The organism is Jannaschia sp. GRR-S6-38 (genome assembly GCF_029853695.1).
GTDB lineage: Bacteria > Pseudomonadota > Alphaproteobacteria > Rhodobacterales > Rhodobacteraceae > Jannaschia > Jannaschia ovalis.
Genome location: NZ_CP122537.1, coordinates 1,656,149 through 1,673,019 on the forward strand (window position 1 = coordinate 1,656,149; position 16,871 = coordinate 1,673,019).

At 68.6% G+C, this 16,871-nt stretch carries 17 protein-coding genes and 1 tRNA gene; 9 read left to right on the plus strand and 9 right to left on the minus strand.

Annotation, left to right across the window (positions count from 1 at the left end):
- Window positions 1–26: 26 nt before the first annotated feature.
- The 6 genes from cysQ (at window position 27) to P8627_RS08645 (ending at window position 7,026) form a co-directional block, all read left to right on the plus strand.
- The gene (cysQ, locus tag P8627_RS08620) at window positions 27–824 is read left to right on the plus strand and encodes a 3'(2'),5'-bisphosphate nucleotidase CysQ (protein WP_279967382.1); all 798 of its coding nucleotides are present in this window, start codon (window positions 27–29) and stop codon (window positions 822–824) included.
- A gap of 70 nt (window positions 825–894) precedes the next feature.
- Entirely contained in the window at window positions 895–1,788 is an 894-nt protein-coding gene (gene galU, locus P8627_RS08625; RefSeq protein ID WP_279967384.1) for a UTP--glucose-1-phosphate uridylyltransferase GalU, read from the plus strand.
- Between the two features lie 8 nt (window positions 1,789–1,796).
- Window positions 1,797–2,819, plus strand: coding sequence for a glycosyltransferase family 2 protein (locus tag P8627_RS08630; protein ID WP_279967386.1), 1,023 nt, complete (start codon window positions 1,797–1,799; stop codon window positions 2,817–2,819).
- 136 nt (window positions 2,820–2,955) lie between these two features.
- On the plus strand, window positions 2,956–3,966 hold the full coding sequence (locus P8627_RS08635; RefSeq protein WP_279967388.1) for a glycosyltransferase family 2 protein: 1,011 nt from the start codon (window positions 2,956–2,958) through the stop codon (window positions 3,964–3,966).
- Window positions 3,963–5,660: a DUF5927 domain-containing protein gene (locus P8627_RS08640; protein ID WP_279967390.1), complete on the plus strand. Its 1,698-nt coding sequence runs from the start codon at window positions 3,963–3,965 to the stop codon at window positions 5,658–5,660. Before P8627_RS08635 ends, P8627_RS08640 begins: the two co-directional genes overlap by 4 nt.
- 28 nt (window positions 5,661–5,688) lie before the next feature.
- The gene (locus P8627_RS08645) at window positions 5,689–7,026 is read left to right on the plus strand and encodes a nodulation protein NodH (protein ID WP_279963697.1); all 1,338 of its coding nucleotides are present in this window, start codon (window positions 5,689–5,691) and stop codon (window positions 7,024–7,026) included.
- Between the two features lie 6 nt (window positions 7,027–7,032).
- Here the strand turns inward: P8627_RS08645 and P8627_RS08650 are convergent, their stop codons facing one another.
- From P8627_RS08650 to P8627_RS08690, 8 genes are all read right to left on the minus strand, one after another.
- Window positions 7,033–7,299 carry a hypothetical protein gene (locus P8627_RS08650; protein WP_279963698.1) on the minus strand — a complete coding sequence of 89 codons (267 nt, stop codon included), beginning with the start codon at window positions 7,297–7,299 and terminating at the stop codon, window positions 7,033–7,035.
- 54 nt (window positions 7,300–7,353) lie between these two features.
- Window positions 7,354–7,818, minus strand: a complete 465-nt coding sequence (locus tag P8627_RS08655; RefSeq protein ID WP_279963699.1) for a PTS sugar transporter subunit IIA — start codon at window positions 7,816–7,818, stop codon at window positions 7,354–7,356.
- Between the two features lie 42 nt (window positions 7,819–7,860).
- Window positions 7,861–8,430, minus strand: coding sequence for a ribosome hibernation-promoting factor, HPF/YfiA family (hpf, locus tag P8627_RS08660; protein WP_279963700.1), 570 nt, complete (start codon window positions 8,428–8,430; stop codon window positions 7,861–7,863).
- A gap of 206 nt (window positions 8,431–8,636) precedes the next feature.
- On the minus strand, window positions 8,637–9,401 hold the full coding sequence (lptB, locus tag P8627_RS08665; RefSeq protein WP_279963702.1) for an LPS export ABC transporter ATP-binding protein: 765 nt from the start codon (window positions 9,399–9,401) through the stop codon (window positions 8,637–8,639).
- Complete coding sequence (gene lptA / locus P8627_RS17005; RefSeq protein WP_347882266.1) at window positions 9,398–10,495, minus strand: lipopolysaccharide transport periplasmic protein LptA; 1,098 nt, start codon at window positions 10,493–10,495, stop codon at window positions 9,398–9,400. The genes lptB and lptA overlap by 4 nt, the downstream gene beginning before the upstream one ends.
- 13 nt (window positions 10,496–10,508) lie before the next feature.
- Window positions 10,509–11,138 (minus strand): ribonuclease D, encoded by a 630-nt coding sequence (locus P8627_RS08680; protein ID WP_279963704.1) that lies wholly within the window; start codon window positions 11,136–11,138, stop codon window positions 10,509–10,511.
- A gap of 101 nt (window positions 11,139–11,239) precedes the next feature.
- On the minus strand, window positions 11,240–11,494 hold the full coding sequence (locus P8627_RS08685; RefSeq protein WP_279963706.1) for a hypothetical protein: 255 nt from the start codon (window positions 11,492–11,494) through the stop codon (window positions 11,240–11,242).
- Window positions 11,495–11,671: 177 nt separating this feature from the next.
- A tRNA-Leu gene (locus P8627_RS08690) sits at window positions 11,672–11,758 on the minus strand.
- Between the two features lie 125 nt (window positions 11,759–11,883).
- Between P8627_RS08690 and P8627_RS08695 the strand changes: the two genes are divergently transcribed.
- Together P8627_RS08695 and P8627_RS08700 are read left to right on the plus strand one after the other, a co-directional pair.
- Window positions 11,884–12,867 carry a complex I NDUFA9 subunit family protein gene (locus tag P8627_RS08695; RefSeq protein ID WP_279963708.1) on the plus strand — a complete coding sequence of 328 codons (984 nt, stop codon included), beginning with the start codon at window positions 11,884–11,886 and terminating at the stop codon, window positions 12,865–12,867.
- A 50-nt stretch (window positions 12,868–12,917) separates the two neighbouring features.
- Window positions 12,918–14,300, plus strand: a complete 1,383-nt coding sequence (locus tag P8627_RS08700; protein ID WP_279963710.1) for an MATE family efflux transporter — start codon at window positions 12,918–12,920, stop codon at window positions 14,298–14,300.
- 4 nt (window positions 14,301–14,304) lie between these two features.
- Here P8627_RS08700 and P8627_RS08705 read toward each other — a convergent pair whose 3' ends face one another.
- On the minus strand, window positions 14,305–15,105 hold the full coding sequence (locus tag P8627_RS08705) for an undecaprenyl-diphosphate phosphatase (RefSeq protein WP_279963712.1): 801 nt from the start codon (window positions 15,103–15,105) through the stop codon (window positions 14,305–14,307).
- 208 nt (window positions 15,106–15,313) lie between these two features.
- Between P8627_RS08705 and P8627_RS08710 the strand changes: the two genes are divergently transcribed.
- A complete protein-coding gene (locus P8627_RS08710; protein WP_279963713.1) occupies window positions 15,314–16,843 on the plus strand; it encodes an NAD(P)-dependent oxidoreductase in 1,530 nt (509 codons plus the stop codon).
- The last annotated feature ends 28 nt before the right edge of the window (window positions 16,844–16,871 follow it).

The window sequence follows — 16,871 nt, forward strand, 5'->3', positions numbered from 1 at the left end:
CAGCTCGACTCCGGGGACAGATAGGCATGGATTTTGACCGAATGATGGTGACGCTGCGGCGTCTCGCGCTCGAGGCCGGTGACCGGATCATGGAGATCTACGAGGCCGACGATTTCGAAGTCCGCTCGAAATCCGACGACAGCCCCGTGACCGCGGCGGACGAGGCGGCCGACGCGCTGATCTCGGCCGGGCTGCGCGACGCCTTCCCGGATGTGGCGCTGGTGACCGAGGAGCAGGCCGAGACGCATGGCCAGGACGTGAGCGACTTCTTCATCGTCGACCCGCTCGACGGCACCAAGGAATTCGTCCAGCGCCGCGGCGATTTCACCGTCAACATCGCATGGGTGCATGGCGGCGTGCCGGTGCGCGGGGTCGTTTATGCCCCGGCGCGCAAGCGTCTGTTCTGGACCGATGCGGAGGGCCATTCGGTCGAGGAGGCGGGCCCCTTCGACCCCTACGCCGCGGGCGCGACCACGCGGATCCGCGTGCGCCAGCCCGATCCCGCGGCCCTGCTGGTGGTCGCGTCGAAATCGCATCGCGATGCCGCGACGGACGCCTATATCGCCAAATACCCGGTGGCCGACATGCGCTCGGCCGGGTCGTCGTTGAAATTCTGCCTCGTGGCGACCGGCGAGGCCGACCTCTACCCCCGGCTCGGACGCACGATGGAATGGGACACGGCCGCGGGCCACGCGGTGCTGGCCGGCGCGGGCGGCGAGGTCGTGCGCTTCGACGATCACAGCCCGCTGCGCTACGGAAAGCCCGGCTTCGAGAACCCGTTCTTCATCGCCCACGCGCCGGGCTTCGAGTTGAAACCCGGCTGAAGCCCAAATTCGGGCACAATTGCCTGACAATTTCGCACGCGACGGTCGATTGTTTCGGGAGGATCAGGAAATGCAGCGCAAGGTCACGAAGGCGATCTTCCCGGTCGCGGGGCTGGGAACGCGGTTCCTGCCCGCCACCAAATCCGTCCCGAAGGAGATCATGACCCTCGTCGACCGCCCGTTGATCCAGTACGCGATCGACGAGGCCCGCGCCGCCGGGATCGAGGAGTTCATCTTCGTCACCTCGCGCGGGAAATCCGCGCTGGAGGATTATTTCGACGACAGCCCCATGCTGGAGGCCGAGCTGCGCGAGAAGGGCAAGCACGACCTGCTGGACGAGCTGGCGCGCACCGACATGGAGTCGGGCAAGATCGCCTATGTCCGGCAGCGCAAGGCGCTGGGTCTCGGGCATGCGGTCTGGTGCGCCCGGCGCATGATCCATGACGAACCCTTCGCGGTGATCCTGCCCGACGACGTCATCGCCGCCGAGACGCCCTGCCTCAAGCAGATGGTCGACGCCTATGCCGAGACGGGCGGCAACATGGTCGCCGCGATGGAGGTCAGCCCGGACCGGACCTCGGCCTACGGCATCCTCGATGTCGAGGAGGGTGAGGGCCCTGCCCTGCGCGTGCGCGGCATGGTCGAGAAGCCGCCCGCCGGGACCGCGCCGTCGAACCTCGCCGTGATCGGCCGCTACATCCTGGCGCCGCAGGTGATGAAGCATCTCGAGGAAATCGAGAGCGGCGCCGGCGGCGAGATCCAGCTCACCGACGCCATCGCCCGCGAGATCGGCAGCAATCCCGGCGTCTACGGCTTCCGGTTCCAGGGCCAGCGCTACGATTGCGGCTCGAAGGCGGGCTTCCTGCAGGCCACGGTCGCCTTCGGCCTGTCCCGGCCCGATCTCCGCGACGAGCTGCGGGGCTTCCTGCAGGATCTGGCCGCCATCGAGTACGAGACCGGCTGAGCCGCCCCGTGACCGCGGCGGCAGAGTTCTGGGCGGCCTACAAGCTGCGCTGGCGCCGCCGCCGCCTGCTGGCGCGGTCCTTCGCCAAGCGCGGCCAGCTCCGGGTCCGCGCTGACCGGATGGCGGGCCTTGCGCCCGATGCCATCCTCGCCTTCGCCACCGTCCGGAACGAGGCGCTGCGCCTGCCGCATTTCCTCGATCATCACCGCAAGCTGGGCGTCGGCCATTTCCTCGTCATCGACAATGCCAGCACCGACGGCAGCGCGGATTTCCTGCGCGACCAGCCCGACGTCTCGCTCTGGTCCACGCCCCACGGCTACAAGGCGTCGCGCTTCGGCGTCGACTGGCTGACCGTCCTGCTGGCGCGGCACGGGCACGGGCGGTGGTGCCTGACGCTCGATGCCGACGAGCTGTTCCTCTACGCCCATCACGAGAAGCGGCCCTTGCGGGCGCTGACCGACTGGCTGGAGCTGACGGGGCGCGAGGCGATGGGCGCGCTGATGCTTGACCTCTATCCGCGCGGCCGCCTCGGCGCGGCCCGCTACCGGGCGGGCGAGGATCCGCTCGACGCGATCCCGTGGTTCGACGCGGGCAATTACGTCTCGCTGCGCCAGCCGAAGCTGCAGAACCTCTGGGTGCAGGGCGGGCCCCGGGCGCGCGCCTTCTTCGCCGGCGACCCGCGCCGCGCGCCGACCTTGTCCAAGGTTCCGCTGGTGCGCTGGAACCGCCGTTATGCCTATGTCTCCTCCACCCATTCCCTGCTGCCCCGGCGGCTGAACCATGTCTGGTCCGAGGGGGCGGCCGCGGCGCCGACGGGGGTCCTTCTGCACACTAAGTTCCTGCCCAACGCGCCGGCCAAATCGGCGGAGGAAAAGGACCGCCGCCAGCATTTCGAGAACTCGGATCTCTACGAGGGCTACTACGACGCGCTGGTCGGCGACCCGGTCCTGTGGTCCGAATGTTCGTCCCGCTTCGCGGATTGGCGCCAGTTGGAGGGGCTGGGCCTTATGTCGCGTGGCGGCTGGAATTGACCGGATCGAAACAGTTGCGAAATGGAATCATGCCATCGCGATCACGTCGCGGCACGTTGCCTTCGTGCCGAAATCCCACGCAAAGAGGGGCCGTGTTGAACTGGTCGCGTAGCGAGGAAAGCGGCGGTCCGAACCGATGGGTCTGATCTCATCCTACAGGATGCGCCTGCGCCGCAAGTACTGGCGCATCCGGGCCCTGCGGCGGCGCCGGCAGCTGGCACCCGTCCGCAATCGCACCGACACCGTCGCCCGCGGCGCCATCCTGTGCTTCACCACCGTCCGGAACGAGCGGGTGCGCCTGCCCTATTTCCTCGACTACTACCGCAAGCTGGGCGTGGATCATTTCCTGTTCGTGGACAATGACAGCACGGACGGCACGCGCGACTACCTCGCCGCGCAGCCCGACGTGTCGCTCTGGACGACGAAGGCCAGCTACGCCAAGGCGCGGTTCGGCGTGGACTGGCTGAACTGGTTGCAGCGGCAATACGCGCATCGCCACTGGTGTCTGACCGTCGATGTCGACGAGTTCCTGGTCTACCCGTTCTGCGACACCCGGCCCCTGCGGGCGCTGACCGACTGGCTGGATGCCAGCCAGGTGCGATCCTTCGGGGCGATGCTGCTCGACATGTATCCCAAGGGCCCGATCGGCGCGCAGACCTATGCCGAAGGCCAGGACCCGTTCGAGATCGCCGCCTGGTTCGACAGCGGCAACTACGTGATCGAGCGCAATTCCCGCTTCGGCAACCTCTGGATCCAGGGTGGTGTCCGGGCGCGCAGCTTCTTCGCCGAGACGCCGAAGAAGGCGCCCGCGCTCAACAAGATCCCGCTGGTGAAGTGGAGCCGCGAATTCGTCTATACCAGCTCGACCCACCAGCTTCTGCCGCGTGGGCTGAATCTGACCTATGACGGCCATGGCGGCGAGAAGACGACGGGCGTGCTGCTCCATGCGAAGTTTCTCAACATGATCGTCGACCGCGCCGAGGAGGAGGCCCGGCGCTCGGAGCATTATCGCGGCGGCGCGGAATACGCGGCCTATCGCGGCGGCCTCGATCCGACGGCGAACCTCTGGTGCAAGTGGTCCGAGCGCTACATCAACTGGCGTCAGCTCGAAATTCTGGGCCTCATCTCCAAGGGGAACTGGGCATGAGCCTCGGGTTCGTCATGCTGGTGCACACGGCCTTCGACCGCGCCGAGCAAGTCGCCCGCTACTGGGCCGACCACGATTGCCCCGTCGTGATCCATGTCGACGGAAAGGTCCCGATGAAGGCCTTTCGCGCCTTCCGCGACCGGTTCCGGGGCGAGCCGAAGGTGCGGTTCTCCAAGCGGGTGCGCGTCGAATGGGGCACCTGGTCGCTGGTCCGGGCCACGCAGCTGGCGACCGAGCGGCTGCTCGACAACTTCCCGCAGGTGCGCCACGTCTTTCTCGCCTCGGGATCCTGCCTGCCGCTGCGGCCCGTGGGCGGGTTGCAGGCCTATCTCGCCACGCATCCCGAGACCGACTTCATCGAAAGCGTCACCACCGACGAGGTCACCTGGACCGTCGACGGGCTGGAGCGGGAACGCTTCACGCTGCGCTTCCCGTTTTCCTGGCGTCGGCGTCGGCGCCTGTTCGACCGCTATGTCGCGATCCAGCGCGCGCTGGGGCTGAAGCGGCGCATCCCCGAGGGCGTCAGCCCGCATCTGGGCAGCCAGTGGTGGTGTCTCACGCGGCGCACGCTGGAATCGATCCTGAACGCGCCCGACCGCGCCAAGATGGACCGCTATTTCGCCAAGGTCTGGATCCCCGACGAAAGCTATTTCCAGTCTCTCGCGCGGCGGTATTCGCCCGCGATCGAAAGCCGCTCGCTCACGCTGTCGAAATTCGACGTGCAGGGGAAACCGCATGTCTTCTACGACGATCACGCCAAGCTCTTGGAGCGGTCGGATTGCTTCGTCGCGCGCAAGGTCTGGCCCCGGGCGGACCTGCTCTACCGCACTTTCCTGACCGATGACCGCCCCGCCGCGAAGCGGGCGGAGCCCAATCCCGGCAAGATCGACCGCGTCTTCTCGAAGGCCAACGAACGCCGCGGCCAGGGGCGGCCCGGCCTCTACAGCCAGGCGCGCTTCCCCGCCGCCGGCTGGGAGAACGGGCTGACCTGCGCGCGCTACAACGTCTTCGCGGGCTTCGGCGATCTGCATCCCGGCTTCGCCGACTGGCTGGCCCGGCGCATCGGCGGGCGGGTGCACGGCCATCTCTATCATCCCGACCGCGTTGAATTCGCGGGCGGCGAGACGGTGATGAACGGCTGCCTGACCGACAGCGCGACCCTGCGCGACTACCGGCCGACGCAGTTCCTGACGAACCTTCTGTGGTCCACGCGCGGCGAGCGGCAGAGTTTTCTCTTCGGGCCGCGCGACACCCAGGAGATCGTGGACTTCATGGCCCGCGATCCGAATGCCACCCTTGCGGTCGTCTCGGGTGCCTGGGCGGTGCCGCTGTCGCAATCGCAGGCCCCCTTTCCCGAGATCCGCGCCGAGGCCGCGCGGCTGCAGCGGATCGAGCTGGAATTCCTCAAGGCGCTGCGCGACCGCCATGTCTCGGCGCGCGTGCATCTGTGGACGCTGGCCGATTACGTCGCGCAACCGATGGAGAAGCTGCAGGGCGTGCTGGACGAGATCACGGGGCCCGGCCCGCGGCGTCTGACGACGGTGCCGGACATGCGCCCGCTCGACGACATCCCGGCCTTTCTGCAGCGCCTGCGCAACGAAGGGGTGAAGCCGCAGGTGACGGGCGATTTCGCCTCCCTGCCCGCGCGCCGCCCCGCGCCCGAGGCCGAGGCGCAGGTGCGCGATGCCGGCTAGGTTTCGGGGTTTCGTTCTGTTCGCCGAGATGCGGACCGGCTCCAACCACCTGGAGGAATCGCTCAACACCCTCTCGGATGTCCGGAGCTTCGGCGAGCTCTTCAACCCGGTCTTCATCGGCAAGCACAACCAGTTCGCGCTGTTCGGCATCGACATGGCCGCGCGCGCGGCCGACCCGGTGCCCCTTCTGGACAGGGTCCTGGCCGAGGACGGGCTGACCGGGTTCCGCTTCTTCCACGACCACGATCCGCGGGTGCTCGACCGGGTGCTGGAGGATGCGTCGATCGCGAAGCTGGTCCTGACGCGCAATCCGCTCGACAGCTACGTGTCGCTCGCCATCGCGTCGCGGACGGGGCAATGGCGGCTGACCAATCCGAAGATGGCCAAGGCCGCCCAGGCGCGGTTCGATCCCGCCGCGTTCGACCGCATGGTCGCGGCGCAGCGCGAGTTCCGCGATCGGCTGCAGCGGCGGCTGCAGGTCACGGGGCAGACCGCGTTCTGGCTCAACTACGAGGAGATTGGGGATCTGGAGGTGCTCAACGGCCTCGCCGCCTTCCTCGGCAGCCAGGACCGTCTGGCCGAAGTGCCGGGCAAGCTGAAGAAGCAGAACCCGGGCGCGGTCGACGAAAAGGTCGAGAATCCCGACGAGATGCGCGCCCACCTGGCGACGCTGGATCCCTTCGCGCTGACGCGCTCCGTCCATATGGAGCCCGTGCGCGGCCCGGCGGTTCCCAGCTTCATCGCCGCCGCCGAAAGCCCGCTTCTCGCCCTGCCCCTGCCCGGCAAGTCGGACGCCGCCCTGCGCGACTGGCTGACGCGGCTCGACGGCGCCGCGCCGACAGGCGGGATGACGCAGAAAGGGCTGAAGCCTTGGATGCGGCGGAACAAGGATTTCGTCAGCTTCGCCCTGCTGCGCCACCCGCTGGCGCGCGCGCATGACGCCTTTCGCGCGGTGCTGTCGGACACCGGCCCGCGGGCCAGCACGGTGCGCCGGGTCCTGACCAACCAGCACGGCATCGACCTGGAGGGGCCGCCGGACGTCGCCTTCCTGGGCTTCCTGACCTTCCTGAAGGCCAATCTGGGCGGCCAGTCCGCCCTGCCCGTCGCGGCCGAATGGGCGACGCAGACCGCGCTTCTGGCGGGAATGGCGCAAGCCGTCCTGCCCCAGCGCCTGATCCGCGAGGCGGAGGCGCAGGCCGAACTCGACCGGCTTGCGGATCTCGCGGGCCGTCCCCGTCAGCCCTTCGCGATGCCGTCGCCGGACTGGGCCGCGGGCCAGCTGGCCGACGAGATCGAGGATGCCTGCATCGCCGCCTACCGGCGCGATTTCATGCAGTTCGGGTTCCGGCGCTGGAAGAACAGCTGATCCGCCTCACTTGGGCGGCATGCGGTGGACCGGCTCCTCGCGGTCATGGGCATGGCCGATCGCCTGCGCCAGCTCGGGCGGCAGCGCCGCGACGTTCAGCATCACCTTGCCGTCATGCACGGAGGCGATCTGGTCGACGGTGATCTTGGCCTCGCCGAAATTCTCGAAATGGATCAACACGTGATCGTTCCGAATTGCGCGGACCGCCCCGACATTCACGTCGCCCTCGCGCGCGAAAACCGGCTGATCGCGCTCGATATCGCTCAGTCTCATGCCTTGCCCTCCCTGCTGGTCGCACCCCGATCATAGCGCGCGCGGGGCCCGGCGTCAGGCAGCCTCGGAGGCCTGGGCTTCGGTCAGCAGGGTATAGAGCAGCGCGGGCTCGGAATTCGCACGCAGTTTCGCGCAGAGCCCGGGATCGCGCAGCGTCCGCGACACCAGCGCCAGCGCCTTGAGATGCGCGACGCCCGCGCCTTCGGGCGCGAAGAGCGCGAAGATCAGGTCGACGGGCTTGCGGTCCATCGCCGAGAAGTCGATCGGCTGCTCGAGCTTCACGAAGACGCCGCGGACCTCGTCCAGCCCGGCCAGCCGAGCATGCGGCAGGGCCACGCCCTCGCCCACGCCGGTCGGACCCAGCGCCTCGCGGTCCTGCAGCGCGCTAAAGGTCGCATCGTATTCCAGCCCGTGAACCGACTTGGCGATCTCGGCGAGATCGCACAGCAGACGCTTCTTGCTGCTGGCCCGGGGCAGGATTTTCACCGCACCGGGGACCAGGATTTCGCTCAGACGCATCTGTACTGCCCTCGCTCGCGCGCCCCTGTCCCGGGGCCTTGCTCAGGTGCTCGCGGCAGGGTCGATCCAGCCGACGTTTCCGTCGTCGCGCCGGTAGACCACATTCACGCCGCCGCCCTTTTCGTTCTTGAAGACCAGCACCGGGGCGCCGGCCAGTTCCATTTGCATTACCGCCTCGCCGACGGACAGGGACGGGATCTTGGTTTCCATCTCCGCCACGATCATCGGCGCGAGGGTGTCGGGTTCGTCACCCTCGCTCTCGGCGGCGAGGATATAGGAGGACGCGCCGGAGAGTTCAACCGGCTGGGACCGTTCCTGGTGATGGTTCTTCAAACGCCGCTTGTAGCGGCGCAACTGCTTCTCCATCTTCTCGCTCGCCGCGTCGAACGCCGCGTAGATCTCGGTCGCCTTGGCCTTGGCCGTCGCGGTCAGGCCGGTGCTCAGATGGACCGTGGATTCGCAGACGAATTCGTGGGCCGATTTCGAGAAGGTCACCTGCGCGTCGGTCGGACGGCCGGCATATTTCTCGATCACGCCGCCCAGCTCGGTCTTCACGTGGGTCTGGAGGGCTTCGCCGATATCGATCTGCTTTCCGGTGATCTGGTAGCGCATGGTTCCTCCTTCGGGGGCGTGCGGCCGTGCGCGCGGGATGCGCGTCAGGTCGGGAATCCTGGATGTTGCCGGAGACGGGCCTGGAAGCGGTGAGCGGCGTGGCGCCTGCGCGTTCGGGGCGGATCGGTCCTGTCGAGAGATCGGGTCTCCATCCGTCAATTGGGCGCTTTCGGCGGGAAACTGTCAATGGCCGCGATGCGGGCTCCTCAGCGCGAGAACCCCTCGCCCAGATAGACGCGCCGGACGCCGGCATTCGACACGACCTCGTCGGGGCTGCCCGACATCAGCACGCCGCCATCGTGCAGGATGTAGGCGCGATCGACGATCTCCAGCGTTTCGCGGACGTTGTGGTCGGTGATCAGGACGCCGATGCCGCGCTCCTTCAGCTCGATCACGAGGCCGCGGATATCGTTCACCGCGATCGGGTCGACGCCCGCGAAGGGCTCGTCCAGCAGGAGGTAGCGGGGCTTGGCCGCGAGGCAGCGCGCGATCTCGACCCGGCGCCGCTCGCCACCCGAGAGCGACATGGCCGAGGCGCGGCGCAGATGCTCGATATGGAATTCGCCCAGAAGCTCTTCCAGCCGCTCGCGCCGGCGGTGTCGCTTGGGCTCGGCCACTTCGAGAATGGCCATGATGTTCTGCTCGACGCTCAGCCCGCGGAAGATCGACATTTCCTGCGGGAGGTAGCCGATCCCGGCCTTGGCGCGGCGATACATCGGCAGCCAGGTCACGTCCTGCCCGTCCAGCGTGACCTTGCCGCCATCCGGCGCCACCAGCCCGGCGATGCAGTAGAAGCTGGTCGTCTTGCCCGAGCCATTGGGCCCCAGCAGCGCCACGACCTCGCCGCGGGCGAGATCCATGGACACGTCGCGGATCACGGGCCGCTTTTTGTAGGACTTGCGCAGGTTGCGAATCCGCAGGCCGCCATCGCCCTCGATCACCGAGGGGCCGGGTTTGTTCGCGGCGCTCACGGTTGCAGCGTGGTCCGCACGCGGCCCGTCACGGTGCCCGCGCCCGAGTCGAGGTTTACCAGGAGCCGGTCGCCCGCCAGCGTGTTGCCCTGCTGCGTGACGACCACGTCCCCGGTCAGCACGATGTCGGAAGAGCCGAGCGTGTAGACCGCTTCCTGCCCCTCGGCGGCATCGGCGCCCGCGACGATCAGCACGTCGCCCGAGGCGTTCAGCCTCTCGATCCGGCGGTCGCCATTCGCGGTCGCGTAATCCACCACCACCTGGTTGGCGGCCAGTCGCAGCTCGCCCTGCACGATGACGACATTCCCGGTCAGCACCGCGCGGCCGTTCGATTGGTCGACTTCCAGCGTGTCGGACGCGACCTCGACCGGGGCCGAAGCGTCATGCCCGCCGCCGCCGAATCCGACGGTCGCCGTCTGCGCCATGGCGGGCCCCGCGAGCAGGGTCAGGAAAACGAGAAATCGGGACAACATGCGCGGCATCCTATGGCGTCGGGGGGTATATAGCAGATCGACGCCATCGGTGAAGACCAGCCGCCCCCGGCCGGTCGCGTCCTCGTCCAGCCGCATCGATCCGGCGCGCAGATCGCCGAGCGGGCCGTCCCCGGTCACCTCGCCGGGAGCGAAGATGTCCAGATCGCCCAGCGACCCCTGCAGCCGTTCCGTCCGCAGCGTGTAGCCGGTCGAGGTCTGCACCCGGACGGCGCCGCGTAGGTCGACGGTGCGCGCGGCGGAATCGATCTGGCCGCCCAGGGCCGAGACGGTGGTTCGGTCGCCATCGGCGCCTTCCAGCACGAGCCGCATCGTCTCGACGCTCAGGCGGCGGGGATCGTCGGGGTCGGGCCGGGCCGTCGCCGCCGAGAGGGCGAAGGCGGTGCCGTCCTCGCTCAGCCCCGACAGGCGGGGCGTCGTCAGCTGCCGGTCGCGGGCACGCTCGCTGACGTCCACTTCGGCGAAGGGGATCGCGTCCGACGGGTCGACCGTGCGTGCGAGCATGAACACCGTCGACAGAAGCGCGAGCGCCGCCACCGGCAGGATGATGGTCGCCAGCCGGACGACGCGGCTGTGGAGTTTCTGGCGATTGCGCGTCGGCATCGGACGCATCCTGTCAGGAATGGGCGAAGATGTCCGTCTCCGGATAGCCGATCAGGTCCAGCTTGGCCCGGGTCGGCAGGAAATCGAAACAGGCCTGCGCGATCTCCTGGCGCTCCTCGCGGGCCAGCCTTGCGTCGAGCGCGTCCTTCAGGCGGTGCAGATAGAAGACGTCCGAGGCGGCATAGGCCATCTGCGCCTCGCTCAGCTCCTCCGCGCCCCAGTCCGAGGTCTGCTGCATCTTCGAGATATCCTCGCCCAGCAATTCCGACAGCAAAGCCTTGAGCCCGTGGCGGTCGGTATAGGTCCGCACCAGCCGGCTGGCGATCTTGGAGCACCAGACCGGCTGCGCCAGCGCGCCGAAGGCGTGGTACATCGCGGCGATGTCGAAGCGGCCGAAATGGAAGAGCTTCAGCACGGTTTCGTCGCGCAGCAGCGCCTCGAGCCGCGGCGCCGATGTCTGTCCCTTCGCGATCTGCACCAGGTGGGCATGGCCGTCCCCGCCGGACAGCTGCACGAGGCAGAGCCGGTCGCGATGCGGGTCCAGGCCCATCGTCTCGCAATCGATCGCGACGCCGTTCGGGAAGTGCAGCCCTTCGGGCAGGTCGCCTTGGTGAAGGGTGATATCGGACTGGCTGATCGTCATCGCGCGCTCCTGAGCTCGGCCCGCGGGCTTGGGCGCACCGGGCGCGGGTCTCATAGCGAGCGCGAGCCGTGGATCGCAAGGCGCGCGGACGCGCCTGGAGCCTAGAACTCGATCACGAAGCCGCAACCGACCGAGGTGGCCAGCAGGTCGTCCCCGTCCGCCGTGCCGCGCCCGGTGGAGTCCCAGGCTTCCTTGGCCAGGCCTAGGCCAATCGCCGCCATGCATCCCTTGACCTGGCTGCCGGTCATCTCGGCGACGGCCTGCGAGGTGACGACGCCGGCGGCGGCATGCTTCGCCTTGTCCTGTCCGCAGGCGGGCAGGGCGAGGCAGAGGGCGAGGAGGGAAAACCGGAGCATGGCGCTGACCTTTGACTAACGAAACGTTAAGCCGGTCTAGCCGAGAAAAAGACGAATGAAGACAAAGTCTTGCGTTAACCATTAACGCATGGAGAGCGCGCCGAGCCTGCCGCCGCGCCCGGCCCGGAAAAAGGAAACCCCCGAGAAACCAACGGTCCCCGGGGGTTTTCTTTTCCGTGGTGCCCAGGAGAGGACTCGAACCTCCACTCCCTTGCGAGAACTGGCACCTGAAGCCAGCGCGTCTACCAATTCCGCCACCTGGGCTTCCACGGTGCGCGGTGCGTATCCCCGGCCCCCGACCGTGTCAATCACCCGCGGGCGGAAAATCGCGGCCCTTGCCCGGGCCTTGTGCGGGGGGTATCGGACGGGCGACCGGACAGGAGGGCCCCATGCAAAAGCTCGTCACGATCTTCGGCGGTTCGGGCTTCGTCGGCCGCTATATCGCGCGCCGCATGGCCAAGGCCGGCTGGCGCGTGCGCGTCGCCGTGCGACGTCCCAACGAGGCGCATTTCGTCCGCATGTATGGCAGCGTGGGCCAGGTCGATGCGGTCTTCGCCAATATCCGCGACGATGCCAGCGTCGCCGCCGCGCTGACCGGGGCCGAGGCGGTGGTCAATTGCGTGGGCATCCTGGCCGAAGGCGGCAAGCAGAGCTTCGACGCGGTGCAGTCGCAGGGCGCCGCCCGCATCGCGCGCATCGCGGCCGAGATGGGCGTCGGGCGGATGGTGCAGATCAGCGCGATCGGCGCCGATGCCGAGAGCGACAGCGCCTATGCCCGGACCAAAGCCGCGGGCGAGGCCGCCGTCCTCGACGCGATGCCGAACGCGGTGATCCTGCGCCCGTCCATCGTCTTCGGCGCCGAGGACCAGTTCTTCAACCGCTTCGCCGGGATGGCCCGGCTGGCCCCGGCGATCCCGGTCGTCGGCGCGAAGACGCGCTTCCAGCCGATCTTCGTCGACGATGTGGCCGCCGCCGCGGCGATGGCCGCGCAGGGCCGCGCCAAGCCCGGCATCTACGAGCTGGGCGGCCCCGATATCGAGAGTTTCCGCGGCCTGATGCAGACCATGCTGCGCGTCATCCGCCGCCGCGCGCTGATCGTGCCGGTGCCGTTCTTCGCCGCGAAGATCATGGCGGGCGCCTTCGACCTGCTGCAGGCCGTCACCTTCGGTGTGTTCCAGAACGGCGTCCTGACCCGCGACCAGGTCCGCAACCTGGCGCGGGACAACGTGGTGAGCGGCGACCATCCGGGCTTCGAGGCCTTCGGGATCGAGCCCATGGCGATGGAAGCCGTCCTGCCCGACTATCTCTGGCGCTTCCGTCCCTCGGGCCAGTATTCCGACATCACCGAGAGCGCCCGCAAGCTGAAGGGCTGACACGCCCCCGCGCCGCGCTATGTCCCTCCGGGTTGCGAGGAGAGACGGGCATGGCACGACGGACGCGCGATCTGACGGAAGGACCGGTCTGGAAGGCCATCGCCCTGGTCGCGGGGCCGATGGTCCTAGGGATTGCGGCGGTGCTCTCGACCGGGCTGGTCGATGCGTATTTCCTCGCCAAGGTCTCGCCCGAGGCGCTGGCAGCCGTCGGCTTCATCTTCCCGCTGACCACCACGATCACCTCGCTCTCGATCGGCCTTTCGGCCGGGGCCAGCGCGGTGATCAGCCAGGCCCTGGGCCGCAAGGACGCCGAGGACGACGTCACTCGCCGGGGTCTGCACGCGCTGGGCTTCGGCATCGGGCTCGCGACGCTGGCGTCGCTCGCGTTCTGGCTGCTCGACGGCTGGATCCTCACCCTGATGAACGCCGATGACGACGTGCGCGACGTGGCGCTGCGCTACACGCCGCTCTGGTGTCTCAGCTTCCCGTTCCTGGTCGCGATGATGCTGATCAACGCGGTCTTCCGCGCGCATGGCAATGGCGGCGTCTCGGCGGGGGTGATGGTCGCCTCGGCCGTCGTCAACGTGGGCACGACCCCGGTCTTCATCCTGGGCCTCGGTCCGGTGCCCGAACTGGGCATCGCCGGCGCGGCGCTCGGCACGCTGGTCGCCATGGTCGCCGGCGCGGCGATCGCCGGTTGGCTGGCCTGGAGCGACGGCATCCTGCAACCCTGCGAGGAACCGCTGCGCGACCTCGGGGCGAACGCGAAATCCATCCTCGGCGTCGGCGGTCCGGCGGCGGCGTCGAACGCCATCCGGCCGGGCGGCATGGCGCTGGTGACGGCCGCGGTGGCCGTGGTCGGGTCGAATTACGTGGGCGGCTTCGGCGCGGCGACCCGGGTGCAGAGCCTCGTCTCCGTCCCGCTCCTGGCGCTCAGCTCGGGCATCGGACCGGTGGTCGGGCAGAACTGGGGCGCGGGGGCGAAGGATCGCGCGCGGCTGGCGCTGAAACTCTGCTTCGGCTTCTCGCTTGGCTACGGCCTTCTGGTCGCGCTGCTGCTGTTTTTCTTCGCCGCACCGATCGCCGGCGCCTTCGGCGCGTCCGAGCAATCGACGGAGGCAGCGGCGGCCTATCTGCGGATCGTCGGCTGGTCGCTCTTCGGCTTCGGGATGCTCGTCACCGGCAACGCGGCGCTCAACGCGATCTCGAAGGCCGGCCACGCCATGACGCTGTCGATCACGCGGGTGATCGCCGTCTACGTGCCGCTCGCCTGGCTCGGGGTCACCCTGTTCGGCTATACCGGCATCCTCGGCGCGGCGGTCATCGCCAATTGCTTCGGCGCCTGGGCCGTTCTGGTCGCGGCGCGGGCCGTGGGCCTCCTGGAGACGAATTTCGTCGGCGTCTCCGGACCCGCGCGGGTCGTCCCGGCCTGAGCGGTCAGGAATAGGCCCAGGCCAGCAGCACCGTCCCCAGCGCGATGCGGTAGATCACGTAGGGCGTGAAGCTGACCGATTGAAGCAGCCGGAACATCAGCTTCAGCGCCAGGAGCGCCGCGCCGAAGGCCATCAGCGCGGCCAGCGCCGCGTCGCGGGCCACCGCGCCATCCGCCTCCGCCGCGACGTCGAGGCTGAGCAGCACGCCCGAGGCGAAGATCGTGGGGATCGACATCAGCATCGCGATCCGCGCCGCCTCGTGCCGGTCGTATCCCATGGCGCGCGCGCCGGTGATGCAGATCCCCGAGCGAGAGGTGCCCGGGATCAGCGCGACAGCCTGCCAGAGGCCCAGCTTCGCGGCCTGGCTCAGCGACCAGTCCGGCAGCGCCTTCGCCTGTCCGCCGCGCCGGTCGAACCACCACAGGAGCAGGCCGAAACCCAGCGTGGTCCAGCCGATCAGCGCGACCGAGCGCAGAGCTCCCGAACCGATGGTCATCTGGATCGCGAGCCCGGCCAGGATGACCGGGACCGTCGCGACGGCCAGCGCCGCGGCCAGCCGCTCCGCCGCGCCGAAGCGCCCGCGCAGAAGGCCCAACGTTCCGGCCAGCGCCCGGCCGACATCGTCGCGTAAGAACAGCACCACCGCGCCCAGCGTGCCGACATGGACGGCGACATCAAGGACGGGGCCCTGGTCCTGCAGGCCGGTCAGGGCGGGCAGCAGGATCAGGTGCCCGGAGGAGGAGATCGGCAGGAACTCGGTCACGCCCTGGAGGACGGCTAGAAGGATGAGATGCCAGAGAGCCATGCCTGATTCGCCTCGTTTTCGGGGACTGTGGCGGAGGCGTGTGACAAGGGAAACAGGGACGATAGGTCCGATGTGGATCTAAAATCTGGGCGAAATCCGGCGCATGGGCCTTCCCCTGCGTCGAAAATACGCAATTAGGACAGCCCTACTGACTTTATCTTTCCGCGAGCCTTGTCTAGACGGGCATCTCGCAGTGAGGGAGGCTTTGATGGCTGGCAACAAGATGCTCCAGTTCGTGACGGTTCCGCGGGCCACGCCGGAGAAGCGGGGGGTCGAGGATCGGAAGGACGATTTCGGCGAGATCTATCGCGAGTTCGCGGCCGAGCGCGCGGCGGAGCAGGCGGCGCGCTGCAGTCAGTGCGGCGTCCCCTATTGCCAGAGCCATTGCCCGCTGCACAACAACATCCCTGACTGGCTGCGCCTGACCGCCGAGGGGCGGCTGCGCGAGGCCTATGACATCAGCCAAATCACCAATACCTTCCCCGAGATCTGCGGCCGGATCTGCCCGCAGGACCGGCTCTGCGAGGGCAATTGCGTGATCGAGCAGTCGGGCCACGGCACGGTCACCATCGGCGCGGTCGAGAAATACATCACCGACACCGCCTTCGAGGAGGGCTGGGTCGAGCCGATCCGCCCGCAATCCGAGCGCCCCGAGAGCGTCGGCATCATCGGCGGCGGGCCCGGCGGGCTGGCCGCGGCGGACATGCTGCGCCGCGCCGGCGTGCAGGTCACGGTCTACGACCGCTACGACCGCGCGGGCGGGCTGCTCAGCTACGGCATCCCCGGCTTCAAGCTGGAGAAGGAGATCGTCGAGCGCCGCAACCGGCAGCTGGAAGACGGCGGCGTGCGCTTCGCGCTGGGCGTCGAAGTGGGGCGCGACATCACCTTCGCCGAGATCCGCGACAAGCATGACGCGGTGGTCATCGCCACCGGCGTCTACAAGTCGCGCGAGCTGGAGGGGCACAATCACGATGCCTCCGGGATCGTGCGCGCGATCGACTATCTCACCGCGTCGTCGAAGAAATATTTTGGCGATGCCGTGCCCGAGTTCGATTCGGGCGAGCTGAATGCCGACGGCAAGCGCGTGGTCGTGATTGGCGGCGGCGACACCGCGATGGACTGCGTGCGCACCGCAATCCGGCAGGGCGCGACCAGCGTGAAGTGCCTGTATCGCCGCGACCGCGCCAACATGCCCGGCTCGCAGCGCGAGGTGCAGAACGCCGAGGAAGAGGGCGTCGAGTTCGTCTGGCTGACGGCCCCCGCCGGGTTCGAGGTCGGAGCCGGCGAGGCGATGAAGGGCGGCCCCGCGATCGACCTGCGCGTCAGCGAGGCCGAGACGGTCGGCCACCCGGTCGCCGTGGCCGGCGGCGCGCCCGTTGCGGGCGTGCGGGTGCAGCGCATGAAGCTGGGCGAGGCCGATGCGACCGGCCGCCAGCGCCCCGAGATCATCGAGGGCGCGGATTACGTCGAGGATGCGGACCTGGTGGTGAAGGCGCTGGGCTTCGAGCCCGAGGACCTGCCGACGCTCTGGGAGGAGCCGGAGCTGGAAGTGACCCGCTGGGGCACGATCCGCGCCGATTTCCGCACCCACGAGACGGGGCTCGAGGGCGTCTATGCCGTGGGCGACATCGTGCGCGGTGCGTCGCTGGTCGTCTGGGCGATCCGCGATGGGCGCGAGGCGGCGGAAGCCATCCTCGACCGCTTCGCCGCGGCGCAGGCCTCGGTCGCGGCCGAATGATCGGGTCTGCGACAGATGCGCGCTGCGT